General features: G+C 52.2%; 11 protein-coding genes. 8 read left to right on the forward strand and 3 right to left on the reverse strand.

Annotation, left to right across the window (positions count from 1 at the left end):
• Window positions 1-117 precede the first annotated feature (117 nt).
• Together MKY86_RS08060 and MKY86_RS08065 are read left to right on the forward strand one after the other, a co-directional pair.
• On the forward strand, window positions 118-1,887 hold the full coding sequence (locus MKY86_RS08060; RefSeq protein WP_076079078.1) for an ABC transporter ATP-binding protein: 1,770 nt from the start codon (window positions 118-120) through the stop codon (window positions 1,885-1,887).
• Window positions 1,884-3,752: an ABC transporter ATP-binding protein gene (locus tag MKY86_RS08065; RefSeq protein WP_245368155.1), complete on the forward strand. Its 1,869-nt coding sequence runs from the start codon at window positions 1,884-1,886 to the stop codon at window positions 3,750-3,752. The genes MKY86_RS08060 and MKY86_RS08065 overlap by 4 nt, the downstream gene beginning before the upstream one ends.
• 93 nt (window positions 3,753-3,845) lie before the next feature.
• Here the strand turns inward: MKY86_RS08065 and MKY86_RS08070 are convergent, their stop codons facing one another.
• Window positions 3,846-4,091 carry a DUF7667 family protein gene (locus MKY86_RS08070; RefSeq protein WP_076079077.1) on the reverse strand — a complete coding sequence of 82 codons (246 nt, stop codon included), beginning with the start codon at window positions 4,089-4,091 and terminating at the stop codon, window positions 3,846-3,848.
• 269 nt (window positions 4,092-4,360) lie between these two features.
• On the opposite strand from MKY86_RS08070, the gene licT reads away from it, so the two are divergent.
• Window positions 4,361-5,206 carry a BglG family transcription antiterminator LicT gene (licT, locus tag MKY86_RS08075; protein WP_076079076.1) on the forward strand — a complete coding sequence of 282 codons (846 nt, stop codon included), beginning with the start codon at window positions 4,361-4,363 and terminating at the stop codon, window positions 5,204-5,206.
• Window positions 5,207-5,442: 236 nt separating this feature from the next.
• Complete coding sequence (locus MKY86_RS08080; RefSeq protein ID WP_076079075.1) at window positions 5,443-7,305, forward strand: beta-glucoside-specific PTS transporter subunit IIABC; 1,863 nt, start codon at window positions 5,443-5,445, stop codon at window positions 7,303-7,305.
• Between the two features lie 113 nt (window positions 7,306-7,418).
• Here MKY86_RS08080 and MKY86_RS08085 read toward each other — a convergent pair whose 3' ends face one another.
• Window positions 7,419-8,459, reverse strand: a complete 1,041-nt coding sequence (locus MKY86_RS08085) for an HD-GYP domain-containing protein (RefSeq protein WP_076079074.1) — start codon at window positions 8,457-8,459, stop codon at window positions 7,419-7,421.
• A gap of 159 nt (window positions 8,460-8,618) precedes the next feature.
• Complete coding sequence (locus MKY86_RS08090; RefSeq protein ID WP_036692939.1) at window positions 8,619-8,867, reverse strand: MoaD/ThiS family protein; 249 nt, start codon at window positions 8,865-8,867, stop codon at window positions 8,619-8,621.
• 156 nt (window positions 8,868-9,023) lie between these two features.
• Here MKY86_RS08090 and MKY86_RS08095 point away from each other — a divergent pair, with 156 nt between their 5' ends.
• From MKY86_RS08095 to yfkAB, 4 genes are all read left to right on the forward strand, one after another.
• Window positions 9,024-10,460, forward strand: coding sequence for a bifunctional metallophosphatase/5'-nucleotidase (locus MKY86_RS08095; RefSeq protein ID WP_076079137.1), 1,437 nt, complete (start codon window positions 9,024-9,026; stop codon window positions 10,458-10,460).
• A 75-nt stretch (window positions 10,461-10,535) separates the two neighbouring features.
• On the forward strand, window positions 10,536-11,357 hold the full coding sequence (locus tag MKY86_RS08100) for an undecaprenyl-diphosphate phosphatase (RefSeq protein WP_076079073.1): 822 nt from the start codon (window positions 10,536-10,538) through the stop codon (window positions 11,355-11,357).
• A 58-nt stretch (window positions 11,358-11,415) separates the two neighbouring features.
• Window positions 11,416-12,522, forward strand: coding sequence for an HD-GYP domain-containing protein (locus tag MKY86_RS08105; protein WP_036721458.1), 1,107 nt, complete (start codon window positions 11,416-11,418; stop codon window positions 12,520-12,522).
• A gap of 169 nt (window positions 12,523-12,691) precedes the next feature.
• Window positions 12,692-13,831: a radical SAM/CxCxxxxC motif protein YfkAB gene (gene yfkAB / locus MKY86_RS08110; RefSeq protein ID WP_076079072.1), complete on the forward strand. Its 1,140-nt coding sequence runs from the start codon at window positions 12,692-12,694 to the stop codon at window positions 13,829-13,831.
• The last annotated feature ends 12 nt before the right edge of the window (window positions 13,832-13,843 follow it).

The following is a 13,843-nucleotide window of genomic DNA, read 5'->3' on the forward strand; positions in this document are numbered from 1 at the left end:
AGCTTACGGTGCGATATTTAGAGACCAAGTTTATGCTTACGGAGCAGGTTACTTCGTAAAGCTAAGTTTATGCTTACGGAGCCAGCTTTACTTCGTAAAGCTTTAAGGAGGAGAGATATGGATGTTCTCAGGCAACTGCGGGGCTTTTATCGGGAGAAGCTGCACTATCTGATTCTGTCGATTGTATGTTTGGCGGCCGCAACTGCAGTGGGGCTTATTACCCCCAATTTGTTAAGGAGATTGATCGATGATGTTATTGTTCCCCTAAAGTTTACTGAGGTGCCCGTACTCGCTCTCAGTGTGCTTGCTGTCATTATTGTCAAGGCGTGCCTGCAGTTTGCTCATGGATTTTTCGGCGGACGGCTGGGGAATTTCCTGGCCTACCGGCTGCGCAATGCCTGCTATGAGAAGCTGCAATTTCTGTCCTTCCGTTATTATGATACGGCGAAGACAGGTGACCTGATGTCCCGGCTGACCGGGGATTTGGAAGCGATCCGGATGTTCATCGGCTTCGGATTTGCCCAACTGCTGAATGTATTTTTCATGGTTTTGTTCGGCTCCATTATGATGTTTACCATCAATTGGCAGCTGACGCTGGTTACTCTGATCACTATGCCGTTTCTGGCTGGAGTAGCGCTCAGATTTGAATCCAAGATTCATCCGGCCTTTCAGGAGATGCGCCTGGCATTAAGCTCCCTGACAACGGCTGTACAGGAGAATGTCACCGGGGTGAGAACGGTCAAATCGTTTGCGAGAGAAGCATACGAAGTTGAGAAATTCTCACACCGTAATGAACGTTATAAAGATAATCAGATTTTTGCGGCTGAGCTGTGGAGTAAATTCTTCCCGTTCATGGAGCTGCTGGCTTCGGTCAGTGTAGCGATCCTGCTGGGTGTCGGCGGTACGCTGGTTATCAACGGGAAGATGTCGCTGGGTGAGCTGGTTGCGTTCTTCAGCCTGATCTGGTACATCATCGGCCCGGTATGGGGACTCGGGTTCCACATCAACAACTATACCCAGTCCAAGGCCTCTGGCGAACGTGTGCTGGAAGTGCTGAATCAGCAGATTGATGTAAAAGATAAAGAGAATGCCCGCGAGCTTGCAGCGGCAGAAGTGAAGGGTGAGGTGGAGTTCGATCATGTCACCTTCGCTTACGGCAACAAAATGCCGGCAGTCAAGGATATTCATTTCCATGCGGAGCCTGGTGCGGTCATTGGATTCCTTGGCGGAACGGGATCCGGTAAATCCACGATTACCCAGCTCATGATGCGTGCTTATGATGTGAATCAGGGCAGTATCAAGCTCGATGGCGTGGATATCCGCGAGTTCCAGGTCCGTAGTCTGCGCTCGCAAATATCGACGGTATTCCAGGAGACCTTCCTGTTCTCCTCATCGATCCGCAATAATATCTCTTATGGACTGAAGAATGTCAGCATGGATGAGATCATCCGTGCCGCCGAGCTGGCGAAGGCGCATGACTTCATTATGGAGATGCCGGAAGGCTACGATACGGTAGTCGGTGAGCGGGGAATGGGTCTCTCGGGCGGCCAAAAGCAGCGGATTGCCATCGCGCGCGCACTGCTCAAGAATCCGCGGATTCTTATCCTGGATGATGCCACCAGTGCGGTGGACATGGAGACGGAGCATGAGATTCAGGCCGGGTTCCAGGAGGTTATGCGCGGACGGACCACCTTGATTATTGCCCACCGGATCTCCTCCCTGCGTCATGCCGATCAGATCATTGTCATGAATGAAGGGAGAATGGTCCAGCAGGGCACCCATCAGGAATTGATCGCGGTCCCGGGACCTTACCAGGATGTGTACCGGATTCAGTATGCCGATTATTTAGCCAGGGATATGAAGCGAGAGGCGGGTGATCCGGCATGAGTCTTGAGACCTCCAAGCAGACCGCTGACGGCGTATTAAATACCGACAACAGTAAGGTTGAAGAACAGACGCTTGAAGAACGTTTTATCTACAAAGACGATGATGTGATCGACAAGGCTTTTGACTGGAAGCAGTTCACCCGCTTATTCAGTTATATGAAGCCATATGCGAGGCAGATGCTGCCGCTGGTCTCGATCATGATGATTCTGGGGACGATTACCAAGCTGACAGTTCCATTCCTGACCAGTATGGCGATTGATAAAGCGATTGCTCCAAAAGACGGAAACACCAGCTTGACGCTGCTCTACACGCTCACAGCCAGTGTAATCATTCTGTATCTGATTCAATGGATTGCGGGCGTATACCGGATCAAATATACGAATGTGATCGGCCAGCGGGTGATCTATGATTTGCGCTCGGACCTGTTCCGGCATATCCAGAAGCTGTCCTTCAACTTCTTTGATAAACGTCCGGCCGGATCAGTCCTGGTCCGGGTGACCAATGATATTAACTCGCTGCAGGATTTGTTCACCAACGGGGTCGTCAATCTAATGATTGACTGTGTGCAACTGTTCGGCATTATGATAATTCTGCTGCTGATCAACTGGAAGCTGGGGCTGGCCGTGATGATTACGGTGCCCATTATGTTCCTGATCTCGACCAAGCTGCGGCAGAGAATCCGTATTGCCTGGCAGGATGTGCGGATGAAGAACTCGCGGATCAACTCCCATCTGAATGAATCGATTCAGGGGATTCGCGTCACCCAGGCCTACACGCAGGAAGAAGAGAACATGCATTATTTCGATGCCATGAATATGGACAGCCGGAAGTCGTGGAACAAGGCCTCAGCCATGAACCAGGCCTTCGGTCCAATCATTGAAGTCACCGGCGGCTTCGGGACGATGATTCTCTTCTGGTTCGGGGCTTACCTGATTCAGTCGGGAGAGCTTACGGTTGGCTTTCTGGTCGCCTTCAGCAGTTATGTCAGCAACTTCTGGGACCCGATCAACCGGCTGGGACAGATGTACAATCAGCTGCTGGTGGCGATGGCCTCCTCCGAGCGGATCTTCGAATATCTCGACGAACAGCCTGCGGTTCAGGATAAGCCGGGAGCAACTCCGCTGTCCAAGATTAAGGGAGATATTCACTTCGATAATGTTGTGTTTGAATATGAGAAGGGCCGTGCAGCACTCAAGGGCATTAACCTGGATGTCCAGGCAGGCCAATCCATTGCACTCGTAGGACATACCGGCTCCGGCAAAAGCACGATCATCAACCTGATCGGCCGGTTCTATGATATCAAGAGCGGCGGCATCACCATTGATGGACGGGATATCCGCGAGGTTACTCTCCAGAGTCTGCGCGAACAGATCGGGATTGTCTTGCAGGATACCTTCATCTTCTCGGGAACGATCCGCGACAACATCCGCTTCGGGCGGCTGGATGCCACAGATGAAGAGATTGAAGCGGCTGCGAAGGCCGTAGACGCCCATGATTTCATCGTCAAGCTGCCTGCCGGCTATGATACCGAGGTAGAGGAGCGGGGAAGCGCACTGTCCATGGGACAGCGCCAGCTACTGTCCTTCGCCCGGGCGCTGCTGGCCGATCCGCGGATTCTGATTCTGGATGAAGCGACCGCCAGCATTGATACGGAGACGGAGATCAAGATTCAGGAAGCGCTGAAGCTGCTGCTTCAGGGCCGGACGTCCTTCATCGTCGCCCACCGCCTCTCGACCATCCGCCATGCGGATAAGATCGTGGTGCTGGATCACGGCGAGATCAAGGAAGAAGGCAACCATGCCGAGCTGACCAAGCACGACGGTATTTATAACGGATTAATAGAAGCACAGTTCCGCTTCTTATAGAAGCACATGCAGCAGCCTGGCCCCGATGTGGGGGAGGGGCTGCTGTTTTTTTTGCGTCTGGAATGATACGGGGAAGCGTAGAGTTCCTTCCCGTTAAGGCCGTTTTCCCGGCTTCCCGCTTACCCGGACCTCCAGCAGCTGTGTGCTGATCTCCTGCTGCCACCCGGTATCTTGAGTACTCTCTGCTAACAGAGCTTCGATATGGAGGCGGGCCATTTCCCAGCAGTAGACGGTGTTGACATGCAGGCAGTGCTGAAGCTCGTCTTGCTCCGCCGGAGCCAGCGGACGCTTCTGACTAAGGGTATATAGCTCGGCAAGGCGCTGATGAACCGCAAGCATCCTATCTCCTCCTTGTATTACTGTCTTCTATTAGCGTGACCCTGGAGATACGGTTTCAAACCGGAATGAAGCCTAATATGAATATTCAGATCTTTAGAATAAAAAAAGTTCTTGAAATCGCTTTTATTTATGCTACAATAACAGTAATACAGGATTGTGACCGGTAACGCGGGCAATGCCTAAGCTGATGCGAGTATCATTTTATGAATGATATTGGGATCAACTTAGGCTTTTTTTGTACAAACTATGCGTCAGGAGGTGAAATTGAGATGATTATCGAGAAGGTGCTGAACAATAATGTGCTCCTGACCAAGAACCAGAAGGGCAAGGAGGTTATTGTAATGGGCAGAGGAATTTCCTTCAATAAGGTGGCGGGTGATTATGTGGATCCTGCCAAGGTGGATAAGATTTTTCTGCTGAATGAGAATGAATTCACTGCCCGGCTGACTGAACTGCTGAATGATATTCCGGTAGCTCACCTGGAGCTGGCCAGCGGCATCGTCACCTACGCCAATGAAGTGCTGCACACAGAGCTGAACGATAATCTCTATCTGACGCTGACGGATCATATTCATTTCGCGCTGGAGCGTTTTGAGAAGGGGATTCAACTGAAGAATGCGATGCTGTTTGAGATCAAGCGCTTTTACCAGAAGGAATTCGGGATCGGGCTGGATGCCCTGAAGATGATTGAACAGACCACCGGCCTCTCGCTGGGTGAGGATGAAGCCGGCTTCATTGCCCTTCACCTGGTCAACGCCAGAATGGATGGCACGGAGGTAAGATCGACGATCAAGATGACGGAGATCGTTCAGAATATCCTGAACATTGTTACCTATCATTATAAGGTTGTGCTGGATGAGACCTCGCTTAACTATTCGCGGTTCCTGACCCATTTGCAGTATTTTTCCATGCGGGTGCTGAAGAAGGAGACCAACAACAGCGGGGAAGAGTTCCTGTACAATCAGGTGAGGCTAACTTATGTCAAGGCTTTTGAATGCGTAGGCAAGATTAATGAATATCTGGAGAAATCCCATGGCCAGAGCCTCAGCAAGGATGAATATGTCTATTTGACGATTCACATTCAGCGTGTAACTGAACGCAATAACCTGGAGTAACCCGTAACATACGTAAGACTACAATATTTATTTCATATATTTTCATATCATCTGTCAGGGTGTAACTGGTCATGCAGGCAAAACCTGAGCTGATGGCAAAATAGCGTGTGTGTTCTACGCCTTTTTTGCCTTGAGTTCAGGTTTTTCTTGTTTGCAGAGGGGAAAGATAGAAGGGCTGGCACAACTCGCCTCTGCAGCGATGCTTATATTACAGATCTCAAAAGGAGCAAACCCAAATGAGCAATAAAGACTTATCCAAACAAATTATCACACTCGTTGGCGGAGAAGGGAATGTGAATTCCGTTTTCCATTGTGCCACACGCTTAAGATTCAAGCTGAAGGATAACAGCAAAGCCAATAAAGCAGCGCTGGAGAAGACTCCGGGAGTCATTACAGTAGTTGAGAACAGCGGGCAATTCCAGGTGGTCATCGGCAACAATGTCAGCCAGGTATTCGAGCAGATTATGAAGGAAACCTCGCTTCAGGATGCGGAGAAAAGCGGCAGTGACGAAAGCTCGGAAAGCACCGGAGTTCTGGGTAAAGCGGTGGACATCATTTCGAGTATTTTCTCGCCGATTCTGGGTGCACTGGCTGGGGCGGGGATTCTCAAGGGCTTGCTGGCCCTGATTCTGTCACTGGACTGGATTAGTGCTGCCAGCGGCACTTACATGATCCTCAATGCGGCTGCCGACAGCGTGTTCTATTTCCTGCCTGTCTTCCTGGCGGTTACGGCAGCGCGCAAATTCAAGGCGAATCAATTCGTGTCCATTGCCATAGCCGGAGCCTTGATCTATCCCGCAGTCATTGCGGCTGTAGGCTCACCTGACCCGCTGCACTTCCTGGGGATCAAGATCGTACTGATCAACTATTCCTCCAGTGTAATCCCGATTATTCTGGCGGTATGGGTGCAGTCGTATGTGGAACGCTGGTTCCGTTCCTTCATTCATGAGTCCGTGCGGAATATTCTTGTTCCCATGTTCGCGCTGCTCATTGTTATTCCGCTTACGTTCCTGGCCTTCGGACCTGTCGGCTCCCTGATCAGTGACGGCTTGGCCTCTGGCTATACCTGGCTCTACAATCTAAGTCCGCTTGTGGCCGGAGCCATAGCCGGGGCGTTCTGGCAAGTGTTCGTAATCTTCGGTGTACACTGGGGCTTCGTACCGATCATGCTCAGCAATATTGCTACACTGGGACAGGATACCATGCTGCCTATTCTCAGTGCGGCCGTTCTGTCGCAGGCCGGGGCTGTATTCGGTGTATTCCTGAAATCGCGGAACCCGCAGCTTAAGGCACTCGCCGGTTCTTCTACACTATCTGCGGTCTTCGGGATTACTGAACCAACCATTTATGGAGTCACCCTGAAGCTCAAAAAACCATTCATCTATGCATGTATCTCCGGCGCTATCGGCGGTGCAATTATTGCAACAGGCGGCGCAAGAGCATTATCCTTCTCGCTGCCGGGTCTGCTGGCTCTGCCGACCTATTTCGGCACCGGGTTTGTCTGGGTAGTCATTGGTATACTGGTAGCATTTGTACTGGCCGCCGTACTGGTGCTGGTGTTTGGCTACGAGGAGCCTGAGACAGATGCTGCGGCATCGGTTAACTTAAGTGCAACCTCGGGTACGACTACACCGACGCTGATTGATAAAGAACTGGTTGTAAGCCCGCTGGCAGGAACGCTGCAGCCGCTTGACACCCTGCCTGACGAAGCTTTTGCCTCCGGCGCCATGGGCAAGGGCATTGTAATCGAGCCTTCTTCCGGCATCTTAACCAGCCCTGTGAACGGAACGGTAACTACTGTATTCCCGACAGGACATGCCATCGGCATCACTTCGGAGGGCGGTGCGGAGCTGCTGATTCATGTCGGTGTCAATACCGTGAAGCTTAAGGGTCAGCATTTTACCAAAAAAGTGAAGGAAGGCGACAAGGTGGTCAAGGGTCAGCTATTGCTTGAATTTGACCTCGAAGCCATCCGTGCAGCCGGATTTGTAACCGCGACACCGGTGATTGTCACCAACTCGGCACAATACCTTGATGTGCTTAAGAGCACAGGGACAGAAGTGCCTAGCGGCGAGATACTGTTTACACTCATTCGATAAAAGGATAGCCTCCCCCGGCCGGGGGAGGCTTCTGTTGGTATTCAGCTTCAAGCAGCACTTCTGCGGTAACGCAGGAGGGGCTGCTTGATTTATTTTGCGTAGAGGAAATCTCTCTACTCCATGTAAATCTCAACGACGGCAATTTTGCGTTCGCGGGACAGGTCAAGGAACTTGCCTTCGCTCTGTACAAGCGGACGGAAGACATCCAGCGGGTTGTTCATCACGATAACACCCATATCACCGGTGCTCAGCAGAACGCGCTTGCCGATGAAGTTAGGCATCAGGTGATTGATGAAGGCCTGGACCGGTTTGCCGTTCAGCTTCCCGAAGCTGAGGGAGTTGATCTCACGCAGAACGGAAATCAGCTCCTGCTTGGACTGATAGACCCGGTGAGTGGTCATGGCACTGTAAATATCCGCAACGGCTGCGATCTGGGCGTAAGGATGAATATCTGTCTTGGTCAGCTGCTTGGGATAACCGGAGCCGTCCTCGCGTTCATGATGCTGCAGGGCAACCAGAGCAGTGAAAGGATCGTTCATGGAGTTCTGTATGATTTCGTACCCGTAAATCGTATGTAATTTGATCTCTTCGTATTCTTCAGGGGTTAACTTGCCGGGCTTATTCAGAATTGCGGGGGAGATGCGGCATTTGCCGATATCAATCAGGTATCCCGCACGCCCGATCTCGTAGCACTCTGTCTTGGAATATCCGAGCCACGAGGCAAGATAATACGAGAGCATGCCTACCTGCAGGGAATGATTGTAGGTATAGTTATCTTCCCGGTCCAGCAGCAGCAGGAGTGTCACTACGTCCTTATGTTTGTCCAGCGTGGACAAGGTCGGCTGCAGAATATCATCCACTACGGACTGATTGAAGCTGCCTTTGCTGAGCGCTTCCATATATAGAGATTCAAAACCGTCAATCGTGGTATCAAAGCTGCTGGCTGCGGCCTGAATGATTGACGTCCGGCTGGAAGGGGCGGGCTCTTCCTGTACCGTTTCAATGTCTACATAATCCACGCCGTGCTGTATCAGCTTGGCGATTTCCTCCATTTGCAGCCGTGATCCCTTAGGGAGTACATGCAGCCCGCGGGAGCTGAAGGTATCCATCCGCAGATGATCACCCGGTTTAAGATCCATCACGTGTACTCTCAATGAATAGGCCACCTTACTATAGCAATTTTTTACAGCATAGCAACAAAGTCTGCAATATTCAATGGTGTAAGAGTACTGATTGTAGCTTGCAGATTGTGCAACCTTCTGGTCCTACCCTGTTATGTATCTATGCAGATTCGCGGAAGGGGAACGGTCCGGTTAACCGCCGGACACGGGCGGAATGAAGGCCACCTCTGAGCCTTCGGTAATATCCGTATCATCAGGCGCATATTCCTGATCAACGGCTACCAGGGATACACCGATCTGCGGCGCGGCGTCAGGATAGGAGGCGGAGAGGAGTTCCTTCAGCCGGCCTGCTGTCACAGGGGACTCATGGGCGTGGAAGACCAGAGTGGAGGAGCCGATGATTTCGGCCAGACCGGCGAACAGCCGGATGGAGATATGCATGCTTTCTTCACCCTTTCTGGACTTAAGCTTAGGACAGCTTATAATGATTACAATATACCATATTGAGTCTGAAAATGTTATGCTAACTCTAGAACTGAACAAGCCTGCCGCTTACTTTATAAACGGCTGTACAAGTGGGAGGGAAGCCAGCTTATGATGCCTGGACCGCAAAGATTAACCATTATTCATACCAATGATATACATAGCCACTTTGAAATGATGAGTCCGCTCGCGGCAGTGATATCCGCGATGAAGGCAGAGGCGGGCGGGGAGCCGGTGCTGCTGCTTGATATCGGCGATCATATGGACCGCGCTGCTGTAGAGACGGAAGGCACGATGGGTCAGGCCAACATCGACATTATGAATCTGACCGGATACGATGCGGTTACCATCGGCAACAACGAGGGTCTCACCTTCTCCAAGGAGATGCTCTCAGCCACATTTACAGGTATCCAGTGTCCTGTGGTATGCTGCAATTTCCTGGAGTCCGCCACCGGTGAGCCGCCGCACTGGATGCAGCGCCACGCGGTTCTGGAGAAGGATGGCATCAAGATTGGACTGACCGGTGCTACGGCGGCATTCACCTCCTTCTATTCCTTGCTCGGCTGGGATGTGCTGGACCCGGAAGAGGCGCTGCGCGAGCAGGTTCAACTGCTTGCCCCGCAGGTGGATATCGTGATCATTCTGTCTCATCTGGGGCTGCCCGCAGACCAGAGGCTGGCAGAGAAGCTGGAAGGCGTGCATGCCATTCTGGGAGGACATACCCACCATATGCTGGAGCAGCCGCAGATGATTAACGGGACAGCCGTATGCGGTGCCGGCAAATTCGGCCGGTACGCAGGACGGCTGGTCTTCGAGCGGGAGCAGCCGGACGGAGTATTTCACTTGGCCGAAGGAGGCTGCACGGAAGCTGATCCTGCCTTGACAGAGGAGCTTATTGCTCCGGCGGCAGCGATCCATCTGCAGCGCGGCCAGGAGGCCCTGCAGGAGACGGTTGCCATCAGCGACCGCATGCTGCCGCTGGATCTGCAGGGGGAGTCTCCTTTTGGCAACCTGCTGGCACAGGCGGTCCGCCAGTTCACAGGCAGCCCCATCTCGCTCGTTAATACAGGCCAGCTGCTCGGCCCGCTGCCGGAGGGCAACATTACCGCAGGCATGCTGCATGCCTTATGTCCTTCTCCGATTAATCCTTGTATTGTACAGCTGACAGGCAAGGATATCCGCACCGCACTTGAACAAAGTCTGATGGCAGAGTTCCGGAATAAAGTCATCTACGGATATGGCTTCCGGGGAGAGGTGCTGGGCACCCTGGCCGTGGACGGATTAAAAATCTTGTACGATCCAAGGGTCATGCCTTATGATAACGGTATTGCGATTTTTGCCGGCGGGGAGCAGCTGGAGGATACCAAGGTATATAGTGTCGGCACGCTGGATATGTTTACGTTCCGTACAGGCTATGAGAGTATAGCCAATGGCCGGGAGGCGGTATATTTGCTGCCTCATTTCCTGCGCGATCTGCTGCGGATGGAGCTGCAGCGGCCGGGGAGTCTGGATGAGTGTGAAGCGGTTCGCTGGGAGAGGCAATCCACCTGATGATCCACACCATGTTTTATTAAATTGATAGTTAACACAGTACCAGGTTTCATTGACTAGATCAGGAGGAGTAATATGGATACAATTACAGCCATTATTCTGGCAATTGTGGAAGGAATCACGGAGTTCATTCCGGTTTCTTCGACGGGACACATGATTCTAACGACTAAGCTTCTGGGATTTAACGAGCAGGATTCGATTATGAAGACGTATGAAATTGTGATTCAGCTGGGGGCTATACTGGCGATTGCGCTGGTCTACCGCCAGCGGATTGTAGATCTGCTCGGATTCGGCCGCAGAGACAGAGGGGGCGTAATGCCGGCAGCCCGCCTGAACCTGATTCATGTGCTGCTGGGCATTGTGCCTGCGCTCGCTGTAGCTTTTTTTGCCCGGGACTTCATCAAAAGCCTCTTCGGGGCATCCACCGTCCTCTGGGCGCTGGTCGCAGGCGGTATTCTGATGATTATTGCCGAATGGGTTAACAAACGCAAGATCCGCGTGACGGCGCATGATCTGGATGATCTGTCCTACGGGCAGGCACTCTCGATCGGACTGTTCCAGATTATTTCCGTCCTCTGGCCCGGGTTCTCCCGCTCCGGCTCGACGATTTCCGGGGGGATGCTGAGCGGGGTGAGCTACAAGGCCTCGGCCGACTTCTCCTTCCTCATCGCGATTCCGATTATGTGTGCGGCCTCGGGGTATGAGCTGCTGGATTCCTACAAGAATTTCACGAGTGAGACGATCGGATATTTTGTCATCGGCTTCATTATTTCCTTCATCGTGGCTTATGCGGTGGTGGTTCTGTTCATGAGAATGATCCAGAAGATCAGACCAACGCATTTTGCCATCTACCGCTTTATCCTTGCAGCCGCCTTCTGGCTGTTTATTATGCGTTGATTCTCAGCTTGGCATCACAGCAAAGCAATTTTACCGTTAAAGGCAGGAGTGAGCCAAGGTGCGTCTAGTATCCGTTAACCGGCTTCAGGCGGGAATGAAGCTGGGTAAAAAAATATATAATGATGAAGGGCTGGTTCTGCTCGCGGACGGAGTGGAGCTTACCGATTCCCTGATCAAGCGGCTCGCCAGAATCGATATCGGCTATATCTATATTGAGGATTCGCTCACGGAGGATATAGTGATCCCCGGAATGCTGCAGGATGAGACGCGCAATCAGGCGCTCAAGGTCATCCGGAACCAGTTCCAGCAGATGTCCGGCGCCTCGGGAATTACCAAGGGCTTTTATCATCTGGATAAAAAGTTCTCCAAGGTGATGGATTCCATCCTTGATGACATGTCCCTGCAGGAGGACCCGATGATCATGCTGCTTGACATGCACACCGCTGACAATTACCTGTACGTCCATTCCCTGAACGTATGCCTGTATACGCTGGTGCTGGGCATTGCCCATGGCTACAGCAAAGAAGAGCTGCGGGTCATCGGGCTTGGTGCGCTGCTGCATGATATCGGCAAGACGCAAATTCCTGTCAAAATTGTACAAAAGCCCGGTATGCTCAGCGAGGAGGAGTTCCGCCATATGCAGGCGCATACGGAGATCGGATACCGCATTCTCAAGGAAGAGCCGAATATTCCTCTGCTGGCGGCCCACTGTGCCCTGCAGCATCATGAACGGATTGACGGCTCCGGCTATCCGCGCGGCCTGACGGGTCCGCAGATCCATGAATATGCGAAATGGCTGGGGGTCGCCGATTCCTATGATGCGATGACCTCCAACCGGATCTACAAAAAAGCCATGCTGCCCCATCAGGCGGTAGAAGCGCTGTATGTCGGCTCGGGAACTTTGTATGAGCAGAAGCAACTGGAGTTATTCAGAGACCGCGTGGCCATCTATCCGCTGGGACTTACGGTGAAGCTCAGCTCCGGCGAGAGCGGTGTGGTGGTCAAGATAGATCCCAGCACACCACATCGGCCTGTTGTCCGGGTGCTGAATGGACCCGAAGGCGAAACGGTTACCCCCTATGAGCGTGATCTCAGCAAAGCCCTCTCTGTAGTCATTGTGGATGTGACAGACGGGGGAGAACCTGTAGTGAAAAGTACCGGATAGGTGTTCTGCGCAGCGAGGAGAGAATAGGGTATCTGCAGGAATTGCGGAGCTGTATTCTCCGCCTTGCTGTTTTTTTGAGTAGTCGTGGTATGATATAGCTTAAGTTATCGTTCTTTTTCTTTTGTTTTGGGTTAATAATAAGGAATAAGCATTAAAGGAGCATTAATAAATGAGTATATTAGAGCCATCATCTATAATCCCTGTAAAAGAGCTGTCGCCGGAGTATGATCCGTGGGATCCGATTACTTCACTCCGTGAATACGGGCAGCATGTGCTGACCAGTGTAGAGATGACGGTCACGAATCTATGCAATATGCGCTGCGAGCATTGCGCCGTCGGCGACAGTCTTACGATGAAAGAGGGAGAGCTGTTGCCTTTAACCAAGATGCTGAAGCGTCTGGACGAGGTAGAGCACCTGCAGACTATCAGCATTACGGGCGGGGAGCCGATGTTCCGTGCCGGGACGGTGGAGAATACCATCGTACCGCTGCTGAAATATGCGCGGGAGCGGGGCATCCGTTCGCAGATCAACTCCAATCTGACCATGCCGTATTCCCGTTATGAGCAGCTGCTCCCTTACCTGGATGTCATGCATATCTCGTTCAATTATGTGAACGGCGATGACTTCCACGAGGTGGGCTTCGCGAACAGCGGGCACCCGGTCTCGAAGGAGGCCGCCTACCGGCTGTATGATACGATGCTGGAGAATTCCCGCCGGCTGAGCAGCGACGGAATGCTGATCTCTGCCGAGTCGATGATCAACTATCGTACACACACCAAGCTTCCCGAGATTCACCGGCTGATCGGGGACATGGGGGCAAGACGGCATGAGGTACATCCGATGTACGCATCCAGCTTCGCCTCGAAGCTGCCTGTGCTGTCGCTCCGGGAGATGAATACTGCTATTCATTCCCTCCTTGACCATCGTGACCCGGAGATGTGGATGCTGTTCGGCACGCTGCCGTTCTTCGCCTGCAGCTTCCTGGAGGAAGACCAGCAGCTGCTGAGCAGACTGCGCAGCGAGAAGAATGTAACGCTGCGCAATGATCCGGACGGAAGAAACCGGGTCAATGTCAACCTGTTCACGGGCGATGTCTTTGTAACAGACTTCGCCGACATATCCGCCTTTGGCAATATCAGCGACGCGAAGCTGGATGACATTTTCACCGAGTGGCAGACTAAGCATCCCTTGAATCAGCAAGTGAATTGTTACTGCGATGCGGCAGGCTGCTGCGGGCCTAACCTGCTCGTGGCCGATATGTATTATCCCGGGGTCGATTTCAAAACCAGAAAAGCGATCACCTTGTAGAAATGGGGCGTT

Source organism: Paenibacillus sp. FSL R7-0333 (genome assembly GCF_038000365.1).
GTDB lineage: Bacteria > Bacillota > Bacilli > Paenibacillales > Paenibacillaceae > Paenibacillus_AQ > Paenibacillus_AQ silagei.